The organism is Mesorhizobium sp. Cs1299R1N3 (assembly GCF_037179625.1).
Lineage (GTDB): Bacteria > Pseudomonadota > Alphaproteobacteria > Rhizobiales > Rhizobiaceae > Mesorhizobium > Mesorhizobium salmacidum.
Genome location: NZ_JAPYKQ010000001.1, coordinates 64,955 through 83,136 on the forward strand (window position 1 = coordinate 64,955; position 18,182 = coordinate 83,136).

Sequence of the window (18,182 nt, forward strand, 5' to 3'; positions counted from 1 at the left end):
CCCGTCACAGACTGTCGCGCTGTTGAAGGACCGGCATAATTCCGACCGTCTGACCTTTCAGACGTTGCCGGTTGCGGCCGCGATAGCCAAGTAACTTACCGCTTTACAACTCAATAATTCCGAGGTTCGTGGCCTTTACAGCAGCGACTCTTCGGTTAGCAGAATCCAATTTTTGCGTTACATTTTTTATGTGGTAATTGACAGTGTTGAACGATATTCCTAGTATTATCCCTATTTCCCAAGAGGACTTTCCTCTCGCCACCCATAGAATGCACTCGGTTTCTCTTCGAGAAAGCTTAGGAACCTTCTTGACATCACTCGGATTTGTGTATTGAATGACATTCAGATGGAATTGTAACGCAGCAAGCTGCAAGTAGGGAATTGTTCTCTGTTGAAGTTCGCAGGCCCAGGGTTGAGCAAAGCTCATGATCGCCAAGGTGGCATGGGGGCCGTACAATGGAACGCTAATGCCTGACCTCAAGCCGAACGTCGCAGCCTCGTCGAAAACGCGCCGCTCGTTTTCAGTCGTGCTTGCGTCGTTATACATTTCGCTCCATCGAAAGGCGCCTGCCCGCTTTCGACACCTCTTTAAAATGGGGGCTATCCTGTCATAACCCATTTCGAAATAGCGCTTCTGCCATTCATCAGCATAATTCAGCATGAGCGCCGCATCGCGTCGGAGGTGCATTAAGCATTTTTGGTCGGGTGTAAAAGAGTCATAGGCGATCCACGGGAAATCAAGATTCAAGGCAAAAGCAGATAGTAGCTCGAACAGTTGCTCGGGTTGAGCAACACCATCAGTCTGTTCGAGAAAGCGACCAAACTCGACCGCAAGCGCTCCCCTAGGCGCCTTCGGGAAATGCAGCGACGGGACCAAAGAAAACTGGTCGGACACTCTGGTTGCCAGCCCGGGAAAATGAGAGGCCGCACTCATCTCCGGGCGTTCCATAGTCTCTCCTCCGCAGCTAATTGCGGGCTAGCGATTTGCGCCGGGTGTTCACTGGTGCACAAGCCTGCCGGCTCTAGGGCTGCGGCTCTTTACCGTCCTGGGCAGACCGGCATCGCCAAAAATGTATCACATCACCGCCACCTGCAAAGTTACCTTTAGTAAAATGTAGGTCACGCTAGCTTCTCGGAAAGTTAAAATTTCGAAACATCCGGTCAAAGTCTTCAGCTGTTCGGACTGCTTAATGCGACGCGTGCATAAGCTGGAAATGTTTCCGAAACCCTCCCCGACCGGGGTTCTCAACGGGTGGGGCAGCAGCCTGAATTGGATCGGCCCTACATGATTTTTTTGCGATCGCTGCCGCCGTGCATCTTCAGGTCCTCATAAAGAATGTGCTTGCTCGGGACTGTCAGGAATCTTGTGCGTGAGGCCAAGATGATGGAAAGGTGAATCATCTCATGGCTATCGACAAGGAACTACTTGGACCGGTTTCTGGCGGGGGCGTGATCCGCAGGAGCTGTTTGCCAAGGACGGCTTGCTGGATGATCTGAAGAGGGCGCTGTCGGAGCGGATCCTGAACATCGAGTTGGACGATCGTCTGTCGGAAGAGCAGGCTGAAGGCTCAACTAACCGGCGCAATGGGCATTCGAAGAAGACGGTTTTGACGGGGACGTCGAGGCTCGAGGTTTCGATCCCGCGTGACCGCGCCGGTTCATTCGATCCTAAGCTGATCGCCAAATATCAGCGCCGCTTTCCTGATTTCGACGCCAAGATTGTGTCGATGTATGCGCACGGCATGAGCGTGCGCGCTACGCGGCCACCTGGAGGAGCTCGATGGCATCGACGTTTCGCCGAACCTGATCTCGGCCGTCACCGATGCCGTGCTGGAGGAGGTCGCGGAATGGCAAAACAGACCGTTGGATGCCTGCTTTCCCCTGGTCTTCTTCGATGCGATCCGGGTCAAGATTCGCGACGAAGGCTTCGTTCGCAACAAGCGATTTACATCGCGCTCGGCATCCTGCCGGACGGCACCAAGGAGATACTCGGCATCTGGATCGAGCAGAGGGAGCTACGGGAGCGCACCGCGTTTTGACCGGACAGGCAGCAATAGCCGTAATCATAGGGATCTCCTATGATTGCGGCTTCCGATCAGTTCTCCCATCCGCCGCGTGTTGAAATGATCACCTTGATGCAGCGCCGGCGGCGCTGGACGACAGCCGAGGAGGTCCGCCTCGTAGAGGGAGACCATGCAGCCCGGCATATCGGTGTTATGTGGCACGCCGGGCAGGCATTTCGGCCAGCCAGCTCTTTGCCAAGAAGCGGCGCATGCTCAAGGCGGCGCGACAGCGGTTCATGCCAATGACGATGTGGCTGGCGCAGCCGGTGTGCGGGAGCTCGATAAACGCGTGCGCGATTTGGGGCGCATGCTCGGTCGCAAACCATGGAGGTCGAGATCCTCATGGAGGCGCTCGATCTCGCCGCCCCCAAAAAGCCAGCGTTGCGGCTCGCCTCGCTCGACAAGGGCGGTTCGATGCGAAGACCGTCGTGGGCACAATCGGCGTCTCCCGCTCCAACTTTGCCGAGCGGACGAGGAACTTGCGGGTGTGTTCGGAACCCGACACACTGAGGCGCAAGGATTCCGCGGGCGCGGCGGGAAAACACATGGTTTGCCGCTCTTTCCGGCAACCTGTTCGGCGGCACGCCTATTGCATCGACAGGGTGAACAGTCCGTTGTGACCTACCGGTCTCACAGTCTCCCGCCGAGGAGGTCTACATGAAATTTGCTCGACGGATCCAAGTCAACCCGATAGATGCTGAACCGTTGAGTGCAGCCCCGTCGATTATAGCATTGCCGCGTCCGTCGCGGGTGCCGCAGTCATTTGCTCAGCAGCGGCTTTGGCTACTGTCGCGTCTGGAGGGCGGCAATGACCCGTGCCACATCCAGAAGTGGCTTCGCGGCGAGCTGGACCGATCGGCCCTGCAGTCCGCCTTGGATGGCTTGGTGGCGCGTCATGAGGTGCTGCGCACCCGGGTGGAGGACGGCGAACAGTTCCAGGAGATTGGGCAGGCGGACGTCTGCCTGCCGCTGAACCGAGAGGATCTGACGATGTCAGCGAATGCGGAGGCGACGCTCGCGGAGCTGACGCGCGATGAAGCAAAGTCGGCTTTCGACCTGGACGCCGGGCCGCTGATCCGCGGACGGCTGGTGCGCCTCGCGGGGTACGATCATGTGCTGCGGATCACCACTCATCAACTGATCTCGGACGACTGGTCGCGGGAGATCCTGACGCGCGAGCTCAGCGAGCACTATGCCGCAGGCCGGGAAGGCCGCGGAGATCGGCTCGCGCCGTTGCAGTTGCAGTATGCGGACTACGCCCTTTGGCAGCGCCGTTGGATGGCAGGCGAGGTCCTGGAGCCTCAGTCTGAATACTGGCTCCGAATGTTGGCATGCACGCCAATGCTGCTGGAGCTGACGAGGGACCGGCCGGCGCAGCAGGACTTCAGCGGCCTCGACTTCGTGCTGGACGAGGCGCTGACCGTGCAACTCAAGGCGCTGAGCTGGCGTCATGGGACCACGCTGTTTGGGACCCTGCTGGCAGGCTGGGCGTTGGTGCTGGCGCGGTCGTCGGGTCAGGATGAACTGGTGATCGGTACGCCGGGCGCCAACCGAACGCGCTCCGAGAGCCTGGGGCTGATCGGATTCTTCGTCAATACACTGGCGCTGCAGATCGATCTGTCGGGCGATCCGACCGTGGCGACATTGCTGCAGCGGGTGAATGCCGCTGCGCATGAAGCGCAGCTTTACCAGGACCTGCGGCTTGTTAAACCCGTGAACCATCACCGCCCAGTTGCAAGGCAAAGCAAGGCCGCGAAGCCCACGGAGCTGCCGGGGCTTGAACTTGAGTACGTCGGCGTTGGCGACCATGTCGCGCAACACGATCTTGCGCTTGATCTCATTGAGGTCGGCAAGGCGATTCGTGGGAGGCTGATCTACGCAACGTCACTGTTTGAGCCGAGCACGGTCGAAAGGATTGTGAGCTCTTTTCAGCAGGCGCTGGGCCAAATGGCGGCTGACCCTGAGCAGCGGGTCTGGTCGACGCCGCTTCTGTTCGTGGAGGAACGTCACCATCTTCTGATGGAGTCGAGAACAACGGAAGTACCCTATCCGCAGGACCGCCGCATTCACGACCTGCGTGAGGCACGGGCGGAGCGGGATCCGGAGGCGATCGCGGTTGTCTCCCGGGACCGGGGCCTGCGTTATCGCGAGCGGAAGGCGCGGGCGACCTCGGCGGCGCCCAGCATCCGCGCGCCGCAATTATCGCCCACCAACTCGGACCCGCGACCCAACGCTGCGGTCATGAATTTTATCGAGGGGAGGCGCGTTGTCACCCAGCGGGAGCTACACGCCAACAGCATCACGCGTCATCATGTCACAAACTTCTATCGCGAACAGATCGCCAATAGTGGCTACTACGACCATCTTAAGTACATTGTGGAGCCCTCGATCGAGGAGTTCGAGAGCCTCGGCAATCTGGACACCAGCGGCGAGAATGACAACACGGTCGTGCGAGGACTTCAGCACAAGTACGCCCAGACCGGGTTGTTGTTGGTAACCGACCGTTGCGCTTCATATTGCCGATATTGCTTTCGCAAACGCATCGTCGGTAAGAACTCTGATGAAATCGCACCTGATTTTGCCGAGATTGCGCAATATATTGGCAGTCATTCTGAGATGACGAACGTGCTGCTATCGGGAGGCGATCCGTTCGTGCTCAGTACCCCCAAGCTCGACAAAATTCTTGATTATCTGCTGCCGATCCCACATTTGGAGTCAATTCGATTCGGCACAAAAGCAGTCGCGTATCAGCCGAAACGGTTTGAGGATCCCGCTCTATCGGCTTTGTTCCAGCGGATCCATGAAGCGGGTAAGACCCCAGTGATCGTCGTACATTTCGATCACATCGGCGAAATCTCGGTCGATGCGGAGCGAAACATTCGCTCCTTGCGTGCACGGGGGGTGCAGTTCCTTAATCAGTCCGTGCTTCTCTCGAAAGTTAATGACGATCCCGAGATCTTGGCAGCGACCTTCGCGAAGTGTCACCAAACGGGTGTCCGCCCCTATTATCTCTTTCAGGGCAGGCCGGTGAAAGGCGCATCACATTTCCAGGTTTCACTGCGCCGCGGAATCGAGATCACGCACGGCATCAACCAACGTCTCAGCGGCATTCAAAAGACATTCAAATACATCATGTCCCACTACACCGGAAAGATCGAAATCCTCGACCTCGGAGCCGACGGTCGCGTGTACATGCGATATCATCAGAACAAGGCTCCCGAAAAGATCGGAAAGATCTTTTCCCGTCCCCACGTCGAGGGCGCCTGCTGGTTGGACGATTTGCCCGAAGAATGAGATTGAAAGGCGGGCAAATGCTGACTAGTAGGCCGTGAACTATCCGCAAGTCATTGATCTGGCAGGTTGATTAAGGCGGACGGCAGGTTTAGAATTGCAGAACTAGCGGTATTTTGGGCGCTGTTTTCCTGCAATTCGGTTTTGCGATTCCCTTGTGCTGCGGAGCGTGATTCACTCGGTACGGCGGCGGCGAATCGAGAGGACGGCGAATGTCCAGGCCACGCGAAAAGCGCGAGACGGGAGAGCAGGACCTGTTCCGCTCCAGGCTCGACCAGATCATCAACATGAAGCATGAGCTGGCGTAGGCGATCGACTGGCCGATGCTGGAGGAGCGTTTCGGCGCCGTCTATTCGGACGGCCCTGGCATGCCGCCACTACCGACCCGGCTGATGGCGGGGCTGGCAATTCTCAAGCACACCTTCAACCTGTCCGACGAGGTGCTGTGCGAGCGCTGGGTGGAGAACCCCTACTTCCAGCATCTCACCGGCGAGGTGTTCTTCTGTCATGCGCTGCTGTTCGACCGCTCGTCGATGACGCGCTGGCGCAGCCGCATGGGCGAGGAGCGGATCATGGCGCTGTTGCAGGAGAGCCTCAGCCTTGCGGTCAAGACGGGGCGATGAAGCCGGCCGACACGCGCCAGGTGATCGTCGACACCGTGCAGCCGCTCCAAGGGCGGCCAGTTCGCCCTGCATGCAAAAGCACTGCCCGGCAGTTCCTATGACGGCCACACCGCCGACGCTCCGCGATCGAGCCAGTGATGAGCGGCTATTCCAGCGGCTGAAGGCGTCGGACAAGCTCTTCGCGGACGAGACAACCGCGAAGCGCTGGCCGACCGCAACGCCGTGAGCTTGGCCTTCTGCTGGGTCGCACGTGCATCGCAGCTTTTATGAACTCGCGCCAGTCCGGCCCGCGCCGATCGCGACGGAGGCGCTCGCCCGCATCGCCCAACTCTACCGGATCGAGAGCTAGATCCACGGTCGCTCGGCCGACGAAAGCGTGCCCGCGAGACAAGCAGCCATGCGATCGTCGACACCTTCGAGCCATGGCTTAGAGAGCAACCAGCCCTCATCAGGCAGAAAGCCAAGCCGGTCGAGGCCATCCGCTACGCGCTCGCGCTGGGCGGGCCTCAGCCACTTCCTCGATGATGGCAGGATCGAGATCGACGCCAACGTCATCGAGCGCACCATCCGCCGCAACCTGCGGACGTAGCGATTCTGCTTGCCAACGGGCGGCCAGGGTGTTGGTGGCGGCGAACTTCGCCTGCAGGCAGGTCGTATCGTCCTGATTGACCGTACTGCGATGACTTCCCGCCCAAGGCGCCGCCGCAAGTTGGGCGAAGACGCGACGACAGGATGGTATGGGGGGGCATCGGCGGGCCGCTCGGCCAGCCTGTTCATCTGCACCCGCAGGAGGAAGCTGGTGGTGCAATAGAGTCGTAGCTGTCGCTCTCGCGGTCACCACATGCTCGCAGCGCTTGGGCGCGCCAACGAGCGCGATAGACTGGCGCAGGTTCTCCAGCCAGCGGTAGCAGTCCGCATCACGCCGCCTGGGCGCGAAACCTTCGCCGTGGAAGCTTTGCCACTGTTGGGGCGGAAATCTCGAAACCGAGATTGATCACGACGTCTGCTCGTCAATTGCTTTGCCTGTTGCGGAGGTTGGCGCGGCGATCAACGGCTGCAGATTGCTCCTGTATGTCAAGGGTCTAAAATGGTGTGATCGACCAACCGATTAAGTCGACGGCGCGCTGAAGGATGGTCTCGGTCCGAGCACGGCTGGGTGAAACGGCGATGACATGTCCGATGCAATCTCGGACATCGCCTTTCCTGACGATAGGCGTGTTGGGCTCAGCGTACAATTTGACCTCGGCGACACCTGACATGGCAGCCGCCCGGCTGGTCCCATCGATCCAATCGAGGATACCATCGCGATCGGGGGCCAGGTACCGCGCGGCCGCGGTGTGCGAATGCCTTCTGCGCAAATTCCATTCCTCACCGATGATAAGCTTGACATGCTCGGTGACAAGATCGACGCCGTATGCCAGCTGAATCAGCCGAGGAGTGGTCCAACCAGGAAGACGCGGATTGACTTCAATGACGACTGGGCCATGCTCCGTCCAGCGGAATTCAATGTTCGCTGGCCCCCAGCCAAGGCCGAGAGCTCGCAAGCAGCTCAGCGAAACATCGACGATACGCTTATACTGTTCATCAGTCAGCGGCGCCGGAAAGATGTTTTCACGGACAACGAAATTCGGTGGGCCGTAGAAGTCAGCAGCGCCGATCGCAATCACTGCATTTCCCATTGTGTCAGCGCTATATTGGAGGCCTTGCGCGAATCCTTCGACCAGTATCCTCGGAGAAGATCGCCATATGTGCTTCCCGCCCAACAGATAGGCGAGATGTTTGGTCAACTCTTCTACGTTGCGGCACAACCGGACACCGCTGCTGCCGCTGCCTACCGCTGGCTTAACAACCACCGGCAGGCCAATCTGGGCGGCAGCGCTTTCTACCTCCATCGCATCCGCTGCCAAGCGATAAGTAGGCATTGGAACGCCGGCCTCCGCGAGGAGCTGACGTTGAACGAATTTGTCGCAGCATCGTTCAATCGATACGGGGTTCGGTCCAGGTAGATCGAAATGCTGGCAAAGCTTGGCAACTGTCGCATAGACCGACTCGTCGAGGTCCGTAAAGCCAGTAATGCCGGCAATGTCATAGGACGCACGCAGCCGCGAACATTCGTGGATCAGCGCATCGAGATTGTCTGTATCGACTCGGATTGCCTGAAGCCTTTCCACCGCAAGATAATCGTACTGAGCTGGATCAACCGACAGGGTAATTGGATAAAGACCAAGACGCTGGGCCGCTTTCGCGTACAGCAGACCAATACTCCTGTGGCCTTCAACCAGGATAAGGGCTCTTCTTGCCATTAGTATTGACCTCCTTTGCTTTTCTGGATGTGACAGCTCCGTTCCCAGAGCTTGAGAACTCGGCACGATGGCCACCGGCGCTTCCTGACGCGCGACCAGCAGCGTCGGGACCAGCTCGATCTCCACCAAATTCGCGGACGCGCTAGACGACATTCGCGGGCGGCGGCTTGATGATCTTGATCCGCGCTACACTGCCCCGGCCGTCCACGCCGACGGGTACCTCGCCATTGATGGCCACGCGACGAACGGCGCGAGGCTGGTCGACGTAATCCCTAACCGCGTAATGCATCGTGGCGCGGTTGTCCCAGATAGCGACATCGCCCTGCTTCCAGTTCCAGCGCACAGTGTTTTCCGGTGCGGTGATGTGAGACTCGAACAAGTCGAATAGCTTCTGGCCGTCATATTTCGGCACGTCAACAAAACGTTTGACGTAAAAACCAAGCACCAGCGTTCGCTCGCCGGTTTCGGGGTGGACGCGTACAACGGGATGCTCGGTCTCGAAGCTCGCTCTAGCAAGGGCCTCATCGTGAACCTTTTTTTCGGCTTCGGTAGTGCGGGCAAATACGGCGAAGTCGTATGCGTTGCTGTGAACTGCCCAGAGGTCGTCGGCAAGCCGTTGCAGCGGTGCCGGCAAGTCGAGATATGCGGCCGCGGTGTTTGACCACACCGTGTCGCCGCCGAATGGTGGGATCACAACGCCTCTCAGCACCAAAATCTTGGGATAAGCATCCAGGTAGGCGAAATCGATGTGCCAAGTATCAGTCCTGAACCCCCCGCGGGGGTGGTCAATCTCGAGGATTGACGTCGTTCCCTTCGCAGGATCTAACGTCGGCGACAGCATAGGCTTCCCGAAACGAAGAGCAAAGCGCTCGTGCTCGGCGTCGTCGAGATGACCCTGGTCACGGAAGAAGATGACTTTGTGGTCAAGCAGCAGGCGTTTGATCGCGGCGATGGTCTGGTCCGGCAAATCGCCCGTCAGCTTGATATTCCTGATTTCAGCGCCAATGCGCGCCGCGCGTTTGACAACAGCGGTACGCGGAATAACACTATCGATCATCAAAGCCGTTTCACTCATGTTGAAATTCTCCAAGCACGCGGTTCCTTCGCCAGACAAAAGCCGTGCAACTGCGGCTATTAAGCTCGCTGGCGCCCTACCTCCAGCAAGCAGCGTACCAACGGTGGAAAGCGAGCGTTGATCCGTTGATTTACCGAAGGAAGAGCTAATGCTCGCGCCAGCGAAGCCGCTGCCGTATTGTCGCGGATGCGACAAGCGCGGCTTGAAACGCGCTCAGAGCGCTGGGTTCTCGCCGTACGAGCGCAAATAAGTGGCGATCTGCTTTGTTGTGTAACACTTGCGGCGCAATGTTGAGACGGCGGACACGGGACCACTGGGGCTTTGGCTTGCCAATTTGTGAGGCCGAGAAAAACTATCGCGCAAACCATCTATGCCTTCTGACGGAAGCGGTTGATCGCTTTGGCGCGTCTTCGGCATAACCTTGATTGCCTGCAGTTGCTTTGTTCAGCCCTCCTTCAACAACGCGCCGCACCTGGACGTTTCGGCGCCGGAGGCTCATTGCTCTGGGTGTTCATTCGGTTTTCCGCAAATGTGTGTTTCAGCCACGACCGGGCCGAATGGACAGCCTGTTGTCCGCGGCTTACTAAAATCCTTGTCGCGGACTTTGCGAAACCACATCAGGGGTCAGGCCTCAGCGACAACCATCGGGTGGCGGGGCCGTCAAGCGGCGGCGGCAGGACGGTTCGCAGCCGGCCACGACGACGCCGAGAGGAGCGCCCTTAGCGCCGCGCGGGCGAGGATCTCGCTCGTAAAGCCGCCACGGCTTCGACCAAAGCCTCCTGGTGAGTTTGTTATACTGCAGGTGACCAACAGATCTTTTCAAATAATTTACAGAACTTTACTCTACAGATTGCTGCCAATGGTACATTCACCGAAGCGTCTGAGGTCATGCACAGCTAAAAAAGCTGATGCCAATTTAAGGCTCAGACCGCGCATAGCACGCAACGGAGGTCGACCCAGTGGCAAGAAGAGCGCTCATCCTGGTTGAAGGCACAAGGGCCAACGGCCCCCTGTACGTCAAAGCGGCTCGGCGTCTTGGTCTTCATCCAATTACCCTGTCGGCTGATGCAACTCGCTTCGACTATCATGCGCCGGAAAGGGTTGAGGCAATCCGTGTCGATACGGACAATCTCGATGCGCTGATCCACGAATGTGCCCGGCTGCGTGCGACCTATGACATTGCTGGCATTACGAGCCCCTGGGAGCCGTCCTACGCGACAGCTGGCAAGCTCTGCCGGCATTTCGATCTACCGGGACCGAACCCTGCGTCGATCGAACAATGCTGCGATAAATTCACTCAACGTCAGCTTCTCGCGGCGGCCGGCGTTCCAATACCTGCTTATCGCGTAGCAGCGCATGCGAGGGAGGTTGAAAGCGCTGCTACCGAGATCGGCCTACCGGTGATACTTAAGCCGGCCGTAGGCAGAGGCAGCAGCGGTGTCCGATTGTGCCGCAGCATCGACGAGGTGGCCGAACATACGACGCATCTGTTGGGCGGGAAGCACATCTGGCAGTGTTCGCCAAACATACTGGTCGAAGAATTCGCACAAGGCCCCTTTTATTGCGCCGACATAATGGGAAATGATGTCGTTGGGATTGGTGCTTCCGACTTCGGCCCGCCACCGCATTTCGTGTTTCGTGAGAGCATCTTTCCGGCCTCGCTGACTGATGACGAGCATGAGCGTATCGCCGATGTATCGCTGAGCTGTCTGCGAGCTCTCGGCCTTGGCTGGGGGCCAACGTGCATTGAATTCCGTTGGACGAAGCGTGGCCCAATCGTCATCGAAGTCAATCCGCGCCTTGCGGGTGGAACCACTCCTCGGCGGATTCAGCTGGCCTACGGTGTCGATCTCATCACCGAGCACATCAAGCTTATCATCGGCGAGGAATGGGATTTGCGCAGAAGGCATTCGCAGATTGCGGCCGCGCGGTGCCTCGTTCCTGATCGCGATGGAATCCTCGATCGGATCGGTGGCGAGGCTCGCGCGGCTGCTGTACCAGGTGTCGCCGAGGTCAAATTCTATGTTGAACCCAACACGCCGATCATCAGGCAAGGCGATTACCGAGACTCGATCGGACATGTCATTGCCGCGTCGCCCAGCCGTGCCGAGACCCAGGCGATACTTGAGCGCGCCGTTAACTCGATTAGTTGGTCGATCAAACCGTTTCGGTAGTGTGCTGAGAGTTCTGCAAATTCGCTGAGCGAAGGCGGTCATGGCAGGCTCACATGGGGAAGCGCCGGTCAAGTGGATTAGCTTGTCGTATCGATACCCTTTCAAATTATGGGATCTAGCTTGAGCCCGAATTGCATGACTCTGCTCGTTAACCGAGCAGATCAACCTCACATTCGGCTTGCGGCGGCTGGGCTTACGCGACGAGACCATTCTGAGTGAGCGGCGTTTTAGGCCAGCCTGCCATGCGGTTCGTCCACCTGCATCCGTCAGGACTGATCAGGCCCTAGGGAACGAGACAGCTTGTTATGCGGCTTTCATCAAGGCGCCCTCGATGATGACGCCGGATGTTGCGTATTTCCGGAGAGCAATCAGAAGCTTTCGCGCGAGCGCGACGATCGTAGTCTTCTTCAAGCGACCTCCGTTACGTCTCAGCCTGGATTGGAACCACTGTGTAAGGTTCGACCCCGCCTGGTGGCGTATCTAAAGCCAAGCGAGCTGGACCATGGTGGTTCGCAACCGCGCGGCTTTATTCTCCGGCGCCTTGCTGGCCACGGTTGCGCCAACGGGCTGCGGGTGGCGGTCGAAACCGAAGAAGCCAATTGGGGGTAGTCGCCGCACTCGCCGAGTTCCTGAAAACTAGTCATGTGGAAACCCCGTCCTTGAATCGCCTTGGTCGATTCGCTAGCGCGCGTGATATGCGCGAGGGGCTGGCCGGCCATATAGCCATTGCAACTCCTGGCGCCGAGGACCCTGAAGCGCTCCGAGGAGTTGAAGCTCGGCGCCACCGACACGACCGACGCCCACGAGGCGGTTCGCGGGGCCGATCTCGTCATAGTCTCAGTGGCCGTCGGCACCTCCGGACGTCGTGGCTGAGGAGATCGCACTGGCACATAGGGAAACTCGGGTTAACCGGATTGTGTACGGCTTACGGCGTCATTGCGCGCCCGCCGAACGGTCACAGCACGCCGATCGGCGAACGCGGCGTGAAACTCTCCGGCGGCGCCAGCGTGTGGCGATCACTTTCCTCGCCAATGCGCTAATTCTGATCTTGGACGACATCGAGCCTAGAGTATCCGGGCTGGTCGAGGAAGGGATTGGGTCCACTTTCGACGATCCCTGAGCAGAGCTTCGTCAGATGTTCGAGATGGACCTGCAGCAGGCGCGCTATGAGGAGTCGCTAGCCGAGCGCCGCTCTGCCGCCTGCGATCCCGAGAACCGGCTCTTTGGAGGGCCAGATCGAGAAGAGCTGGGGAGCCCGGCTGAGCGAGGTGTCCGGCGCGTGCGCCTGTCGATGCGGTTCCGGCTTCGCGGGCCTCGAGGCCGCCCAGAAACCGCCGGGTATCGACATGTGCGGTGTCGCCAGCAGCTCCTGCTCGCACTCATAAAGGATATCGTGGCGGAGTCGATGACGCTGCGCGCGAGGTGATCCAGACCATTCGCTGCCTCGAAGATGAACGGATCAAGGGCCGATTTGGCTGGTAAAACGCCGCGTCGCATCAACTCGATCACATGCAAATAGTGATCCGGCCTGCTCGGCGTCGCGAGTCCGATCTATTTCTCCTTCAGGATGTCGCGGATCAACAAAATCGACCGGACGTTGCGTATACCGGAGATTTTGTAGAGCTTCCGGCGTAGAAATTGTTCGTATTCGGCGGTGTCTCGCAGCGACACTTTCAGCTGGAAATCGAACTCGCCGGCGATGACGCTCGCCTCAAAGACCTCCGGTAGCGCGCGAACCGCAGCCTCGAAATCAGCCATTGACCGGTCGGCATGCCTTTCCATCGTGACCTGAACGATCATCGTTTCCGGCCGTCCGAGCGCCCGCTGGTCGATTGCGGCATGATAGCCGGTAATTATGCCGCGCTCTTCAAGGCTCTTGACGCGGGTCCAGCAAGGGGATTGAGACAGGCCCACCCTGCGAGAGAGCTCTGCGTTCGAGATCCGTCCATCGGCCTGTAACTCTCCGATAATCTTCCAATCGATTCGGTCAAGCTCGTGAGTGCTCAGGGTAACCCCCTATCGGGTCATTCTTCCACGATAGTCCCTTCTTAGCAGAAGAATGAACTGGTCCAATAGCCATTTTGGCGGAAAACAGAAACACCACCTGCCCGTTCCGAGGCATGATTGCGCCACCTAGGCTAACGGCAAATCGCTCACCGAGACGTAGGAAAAAAGCGCGTGACAACCTGTGTCCTTTTCATCGACGGCCCCTGGCGCGAAGGGTCTAACGGCCTGCTTGACATCATCAACCGGCCATTGCGGCCAGGGTTGCGTCCGCGGGTACCGGTGACGTCGCCGACGCTCTGGATGCCGCCCGCCAGAGCACGCCAAACTTGGCGAGAAACACCTGAGGAATTCGCCCGGCTCGGGTCCATGGCGCGGATCGTTGGCGAGGAACACTGCAAACCGCTTGCTGACAATCGTGCTATCGCTGCTGCTGGTGCCACGCATTTTGTCCGGATCAAGATGCCCGATGTGGGCGGCGTTGCGGCACGCGTACGTGCGGTGATCGCCTGCAATGCGGCAAGTATAGGGGCCTACGTCGGCGGGAGTTGCGTGGATACGGACCTCTCGGCCGCACATCATCGGGGTATATGGCGGTTCCGACACAGGCGGACCTGATGCTGGCAAACCCGGGCATTGGAGTCGATGCGGGCTTGTCGATCACGGGGAACGAACAGAGCCAATTAGGGAAGATCCTTGCACAGGGGATAAGGTCGTGATCGCGAAAGTCAAAGAGATGTATGACTACATCGTTGTCGGGGCAGGCGCTGCCGGCTCTATCGTCGCGGCGCGGCTGGCTGAGGATACCTCAATGCGAGTCTGCCTCATCGAGGCGGGGCCAAGTGACAGGCGACCCTATGTAATGATTCCTGCTGGGTTCGTGAAGACGCTGCTGCAGTCGCAGATTACCTGGCAATTTCATACCGAACCGACGGCGCTGACTGCCGGCCGGGCAATTCCCACTACGCAAGGAAAGATCGTCGGGGGCAGCGGATCGGTCAATGGCATGGTTTATAACCGTGGGCTACCTTCGGATTTCGATACCTGGGCACAAATGGGAAATGCCGGCTGGAGCTGGGCGGATTTGTTGCCCTACTTCTGCAAGTCAGAAATGAGGGTCGGCATCGGCGCTGTTGGAGTCCACGGGCGCAATCGCAATGGTGTTCCGGTTACCGAGATGGACTGGTTTCATCCTGTCTCTGAGGCCTTCATTGAAGCAGCGCAGGCATTTGGTCTTCCGCTCAATCCGGATTACAATTGCGGCGATCAGGAAGGAGTCGGTTATTTCCAGCGCACGATCCGCAAGGGGGTGCGGGTCAGTTCAGCGGCAGCGATTCTCAGGCCCGCACTGAAACGGCAGAACATTCGGCTTATTGCCCAAGCGACCGTCACATCACTCATCATCGAGGATTCGCGGGTGACCGGTATAAGTTACAGGCCGAAGAACAGCGGAACTGAAATCCAAATTGGCGTCCGGCGAGAGGTGGTAATCTCAGCGGGCGCAGTCAACACGGCCCGTCTTCTGCAAGTGTCAGGCATTGGGCCTGGCGCGCTGCTCTCGAATATCGGCGTGCCCGTCATGCACGAACTGCCCGGCGCCGGCGAAAACCTTAGGGATCATTATTCCGCTCGGATGGTAATGCGCGCACGGCCCGGCGTGGTGACGCTTAATGAGTTATCGAAGGGGCCCCGCCTTCTTCTCGAAATCGCTAAATGGTCGTTAGGGCGTCCCAACATACTGTCCCACGCTCCGAGCCAAGCGTACATGTTCACCAGATCGGACCTTGCACTCGACGAGCCGGACCTCCAATGCGTGTTCACGCCCGGAAGCTACAAGGAAGGGCGGCACTACATGCTGGACAGCTACCCCGGAGTGACAGCCGGTGCTTGGCAGCATCGACCTCGCAGCCGAGGTTATGTTAGAGCGCGCTCCCGCGACATAGCGGTGGATCCAATTATCCAGCCTAACTATCTTGACGACCCGCTCGACCGCGCCGTATTGGTAGCCGGCATGAAGTTTGTCCGCCGCGTCCTGCATTCTCCACTGCTTTCTCCATATTTGGAGAGCGAAACGGTGCCAGGCGCGGAGATTGCCGACGACGAAGCGATGCTGAAATTCTGCATGGAGCATGGATCTACAGGGTATCATCTGGTTGGTACGGCGAAAATGGGTCCCACGTCCGATCCCCTGTCGGTGGTTGACGAGCGGTTGCGTGTTCATGGTTTGCGGGGACTGCGCATTGCAGATGCCTCGATCATGCCGACCATCCCGTCGGCCAACACTTACGCTTCCAGTATGGCCATTGGCGAGAAGGCGGCGGACATGATCCGTTCGGATGCGCGATAAGCGGCGGGGAAATTCGTGTCGCTGACCACTATCTCTTGGCCCGGCTTTTATGGTGTGGACGCCCCAACAGCCTCGGTGTGCCACAGTAGAGGTGTTGGTTGCACCTTTATAGGGAGGCGTCCACGGGAGAGGTTAGCACGATTGGCTTGCATTTGGCGAAGAGCGCGTTCCAGATGCGCGGTGCCGACGCATCGGGAGCGGTCCTGTTCCGCGCTGAACCTGGGCGGCACCAGGTCCTGGTGTTCTTCTCGTCTCAGTCACCCTACACGGTGGCGAAGGAAGTCTGCGGCACCGCTCACCATTGGGCGCGAGAGATCGGCCAACTCGGGCATGCGGTCCGGCTGATCCCGCCGGCTTACGTGAACCCGTCGTCTAGCGCCAGAAGAACGATGCAGCCGACGCCGAGGCGATCTGCAGGCGGCCCAAATGGCCGGCTCACGTTCCGCTCCTAGACTAGTGGAGGCTTCGAGGATTTGGAACAGCCGATCCCGGAGCTTGCTCGACCAATCCTCTAGATGCTGGTCGAGGCGCTCCATCGGGTGGACAAGCAGGCAGATCACATATCTGGAGTTGCCCAGCGAGCCAAGGAGGATGAGACAGCGCATCGGCTGATGCCCATTCCCAGTCTGGGTCCGGTGACCGCGGTGGCGTTGGCGCCGCTGGCCCGCCGGCTGAAATCGCGGACGGTACCTTGCCGCCTGCGTGGGGCTCACGCCCTTGCACCATTCCACGGGCGGCAGGCAGAAGCTCGGCGCCACGTCGAAGATAGGCAAGCTGACCCCGCCGCGCTGCTGATCCTTGGCGCCAGGGGCGTCTTACGTTGGGCGGCCCCCAACGGAGCTCCGGCAGGCTCGTGGCTTCGCCCATGGCAGGCAAGCCGCCAATGCTGGCGGGTGGCCTTCGCCAACAAGATGGCTCGCGCCATCTGGGCCTTGGTTGTCCACTCCCTCGACAGTGACTATCATGCCGATTTCTGACGCAATCTTCGAGGCCCTGCGGAGTATGTTCAACGCCTTTTCGCTCGCGCAACGTCATCAACAATAGTCTTGTCGACCTTGATCTTGTCGATTGTGAACTGGCGCAAATAACGCACGCAACAATAGCCGGAACCGAAATCGTCAGGGGCGATTCGTATGCCCATCCTGCGAAGGTCACGCAAAATCAGTCAACGAAGATCGTATCACTGATTAGGACCGATTCGGTGATCTTCAGTTCCAGCATTTGGGGAGACACCTCCGTCTCAGCCAGAATCCGCTCAACAGTTGCCACCCGATGCGAAAGAATTGCACCGGTGACACATTGACAGCGACACGCACGTTCTTGAGCCAGTTGCGGCATTCTAGGCACGCTTGCTCAAGAACCCACTCCCCGTATTTCCACGATCGCACCTGTTCGTTCGGCAACAGGCACGAACTCACTCGGCGAGATCATCGTACCATCGGGCAAATTCCGGCTCAGACGAAACTGCATTTTGCACGAAGCGAATTCGTCTCCGCCAAAGCGCGCCACAAAATCCTTTTCCCCGACGCAATGCCGCAGTCTCTCGGCGATCGCCTGCAAGACAGTGTGCCCACATGGCCTAGCGAATCGTTGACCTGCTTGGATTTGCCGTCCACTTTGTCGATGTCGACAGGATCATCCAAGCACTGCAAAAGCCGAGCCCCACGAGAGCAGTCAGCATCGTCGACGACAACGCTATCAAGCACACCAGCCGAGCGCCATCACATGTGCGGTGGCCGAAATTGTCGGCAATGGCCCCGGCAAAGATCGACAGGATGAACACGGGCAGTGTCGTGGAAGTCTCACAAGCGCGACCATCATATCCGAGGTCGAGATGGTCGCCATGAGCCAGCTGATCGCAATGGTCTGCATCAGCCAGCCCAAGCTCGACACCTGCGCACCAAGCCAGATCGCACGAAAGGTGGGTTCTCCAGCGCCGCGAATGTCGCCGAGGTAACTGCAGCCCCGTCTCGCGCACCACCCTGCTCATTCGGACGAGCCTCTCTTACGTCCACAAGGCGCGGCCGTGGGCAGAAAGGCTCAGGAGCCGGGAAAACCTGCACCTGCAAAAAAGGACCGGCAAAAAGGCCGCAGCCTCATCGTCCAATAATCGATCCAGCGAAGATTTCCAACTTCTCGAGCGGCATGGCCGCTAGTGAGGCTCGGCTTTCACGAGCCAAAGTTCTTTGCTCTAAATTGAAGAAGGAGCCGGCGAGCAACCTGTTCGTCACCCGCCGGCCAGGTCCGCCTTGGGAGGAGTGGCGGTGATTGACTAATCTCATGCGATGACCATGAGGTCGAA

Annotated in this window: 12 protein-coding genes and 7 pseudogenes; 11 read left to right on the forward strand and 8 right to left on the reverse strand. The window is 58.8% G+C overall.

Annotation, left to right across the window (positions count from 1 at the left end; genetic code table 11):
• Positions 1–103 precede the first annotated feature (103 nt).
• Positions 104–949 (reverse strand): helix-turn-helix transcriptional regulator, encoded by an 846-nt coding sequence (locus O7B34_RS00300; RefSeq protein ID WP_337144471.1) that lies wholly within the window; start codon positions 947–949, stop codon positions 104–106.
• Between the two features lie 455 nt (positions 950–1,404).
• Here O7B34_RS00300 and O7B34_RS00305 point away from each other — a divergent pair.
• The 7 genes and pseudogenes from O7B34_RS00305 to O7B34_RS32110 form a co-directional block, all read left to right on the forward strand.
• Positions 1,405–2,015 (forward strand): annotated as a pseudogene (locus O7B34_RS00305) (IS256 family transposase); the annotation flags it as partial.
• A gap of 63 nt (positions 2,016–2,078) precedes the next feature.
• Positions 2,079–2,548: pseudogene (locus tag O7B34_RS00310) on the forward strand (transposase); the annotation flags it as partial.
• A 172-nt stretch (positions 2,549–2,720) separates the two neighbouring features.
• A pseudogene (locus O7B34_RS00315) lies at positions 2,721–4,067 on the forward strand (condensation domain-containing protein); the annotation flags it as partial.
• Positions 4,068–4,304: 237 nt separating this feature from the next.
• Positions 4,305–5,357 (forward strand): KamA family radical SAM protein, encoded by a 1,053-nt coding sequence (locus O7B34_RS00320; protein ID WP_337145159.1) that lies wholly within the window; start codon positions 4,305–4,307, stop codon positions 5,355–5,357.
• 209 nt (positions 5,358–5,566) lie between these two features.
• Positions 5,567–6,021: pseudogene (locus O7B34_RS00325) on the forward strand (transposase); the annotation flags it as partial.
• A gap of 154 nt (positions 6,022–6,175) precedes the next feature.
• A pseudogene (locus tag O7B34_RS32105) lies at positions 6,176–6,320 on the forward strand (IS66 family transposase); the annotation flags it as partial.
• A 54-nt stretch (positions 6,321–6,374) separates the two neighbouring features.
• Positions 6,375–6,566: an IS66 family transposase gene (locus tag O7B34_RS32110; protein ID WP_442920924.1), complete on the forward strand. Its 192-nt coding sequence runs from the start codon at positions 6,375–6,377 to the stop codon at positions 6,564–6,566.
• A 493-nt stretch (positions 6,567–7,059) separates the two neighbouring features.
• Here the strand turns inward: O7B34_RS32110 and O7B34_RS00335 are convergent, their stop codons facing one another.
• Together O7B34_RS00335 and O7B34_RS00340 are read right to left on the reverse strand one after the other, a co-directional pair.
• Complete coding sequence (locus O7B34_RS00335) at positions 7,060–8,280, reverse strand: ATP-grasp domain-containing protein (protein WP_337145160.1); 1,221 nt, start codon at positions 8,278–8,280, stop codon at positions 7,060–7,062.
• A gap of 142 nt (positions 8,281–8,422) precedes the next feature.
• Complete coding sequence (locus O7B34_RS00340; RefSeq protein ID WP_337144472.1) at positions 8,423–9,355, reverse strand: TauD/TfdA dioxygenase family protein; 933 nt, start codon at positions 9,353–9,355, stop codon at positions 8,423–8,425.
• A 959-nt stretch (positions 9,356–10,314) separates the two neighbouring features.
• Here O7B34_RS00340 and O7B34_RS00345 point away from each other — a divergent pair.
• A complete protein-coding gene (locus O7B34_RS00345) occupies positions 10,315–11,529 on the forward strand; it encodes an ATP-grasp domain-containing protein (RefSeq protein ID WP_337144473.1) in 1,215 nt (404 codons plus the stop codon).
• A 303-nt stretch (positions 11,530–11,832) separates the two neighbouring features.
• Here O7B34_RS00345 and O7B34_RS00350 read toward each other — a convergent pair.
• Positions 11,833–12,048, reverse strand: a pseudogene (locus O7B34_RS00350) (IS110 family transposase); the annotation flags it as partial.
• A 144-nt stretch (positions 12,049–12,192) separates the two neighbouring features.
• Here O7B34_RS00350 and O7B34_RS00355 point away from each other — a divergent pair.
• Positions 12,193–12,390: pseudogene (locus tag O7B34_RS00355) on the forward strand (prephenate/arogenate dehydrogenase family protein); the annotation flags it as partial.
• A 690-nt stretch (positions 12,391–13,080) separates the two neighbouring features.
• Here O7B34_RS00355 and O7B34_RS00360 read toward each other — a convergent pair.
• Complete coding sequence (locus tag O7B34_RS00360) at positions 13,081–13,536, reverse strand: Lrp/AsnC family transcriptional regulator (protein ID WP_337145161.1); 456 nt, start codon at positions 13,534–13,536, stop codon at positions 13,081–13,083.
• 300 nt (positions 13,537–13,836) lie between these two features.
• On the opposite strand from O7B34_RS00360, the gene O7B34_RS32115 reads away from it, so the two are divergent.
• Together O7B34_RS32115 and O7B34_RS00365 are read left to right on the forward strand one after the other, a co-directional pair.
• Positions 13,837–14,151: a hypothetical protein gene (locus O7B34_RS32115; protein WP_442920938.1), complete on the forward strand. Its 315-nt coding sequence runs from the start codon at positions 13,837–13,839 to the stop codon at positions 14,149–14,151.
• Between the two features lie 97 nt (positions 14,152–14,248).
• The gene (locus O7B34_RS00365; protein ID WP_337144474.1) at positions 14,249–15,880 is read left to right on the forward strand and encodes a GMC family oxidoreductase; all 1,632 of its coding nucleotides are present in this window, start codon (positions 14,249–14,251) and stop codon (positions 15,878–15,880) included.
• A 1,006-nt stretch (positions 15,881–16,886) separates the two neighbouring features.
• Here the strand turns inward: O7B34_RS00365 and O7B34_RS32120 are convergent.
• The 3 genes from O7B34_RS32120 to O7B34_RS00375 all read right to left on the reverse strand — a co-directional run bounded on the left by O7B34_RS32120 (position 16,887) and on the right by O7B34_RS00375 (position 17,870).
• Positions 16,887–17,039: an EAL domain-containing protein gene (locus tag O7B34_RS32120; RefSeq protein ID WP_442920925.1), complete on the reverse strand. Its 153-nt coding sequence runs from the start codon at positions 17,037–17,039 to the stop codon at positions 16,887–16,889.
• 194 nt (positions 17,040–17,233) lie between these two features.
• A complete protein-coding gene (locus tag O7B34_RS32125) occupies positions 17,234–17,485 on the reverse strand; it encodes a diguanylate cyclase domain-containing protein (RefSeq protein WP_442920939.1) in 252 nt (83 codons plus the stop codon).
• Complete coding sequence (locus tag O7B34_RS00375) at positions 17,460–17,870, reverse strand: MFS transporter (protein WP_442920926.1); 411 nt, start codon at positions 17,868–17,870, stop codon at positions 17,460–17,462. Before O7B34_RS00375 ends, O7B34_RS32125 begins: the two co-directional genes overlap by 26 nt.
• Positions 17,871–18,182 lie beyond the last annotated feature (312 nt).

Coding starts and splice junctions, on each gene's coding strand:
- O7B34_RS00300 (WP_337144471.1), bottom strand. CDS start 949: ATGGAACGCCCGGAGATGAGTGCGGCCTCTCATTTTCCCGGGCTGGCA.
- O7B34_RS00320 (WP_337145159.1), top strand. CDS start 4,305: ATGAATTTTATCGAGGGGAGGCGCGTTGTCACCCAGCGGGAGCTACAC.
- O7B34_RS32110 (WP_442920924.1), top strand. CDS start 6,375: ATGCGATCGTCGACACCTTCGAGCCATGGCTTAGAGAGCAACCAGCCC.
- O7B34_RS00335 (WP_337145160.1), bottom strand. CDS start 8,280: ATGGCAAGAAGAGCCCTTATCCTGGTTGAAGGCCACAGGAGTATTGGT.
- O7B34_RS00340 (WP_337144472.1), bottom strand. CDS start 9,355: ATGAGTGAAACGGCTTTGATGATCGATAGTGTTATTCCGCGTACCGCT.
- O7B34_RS32115 (WP_442920938.1), top strand. CDS start 13,837: ATGCCGCCCGCCAGAGCACGCCAAACTTGGCGAGAAACACCTGAGGAA.
- O7B34_RS00375 (WP_442920926.1), bottom strand. CDS start 17,870: ATGAGCAGGGTGGTGCGCGAGACGGGGCTGCAGTTACCTCGGCGACAT.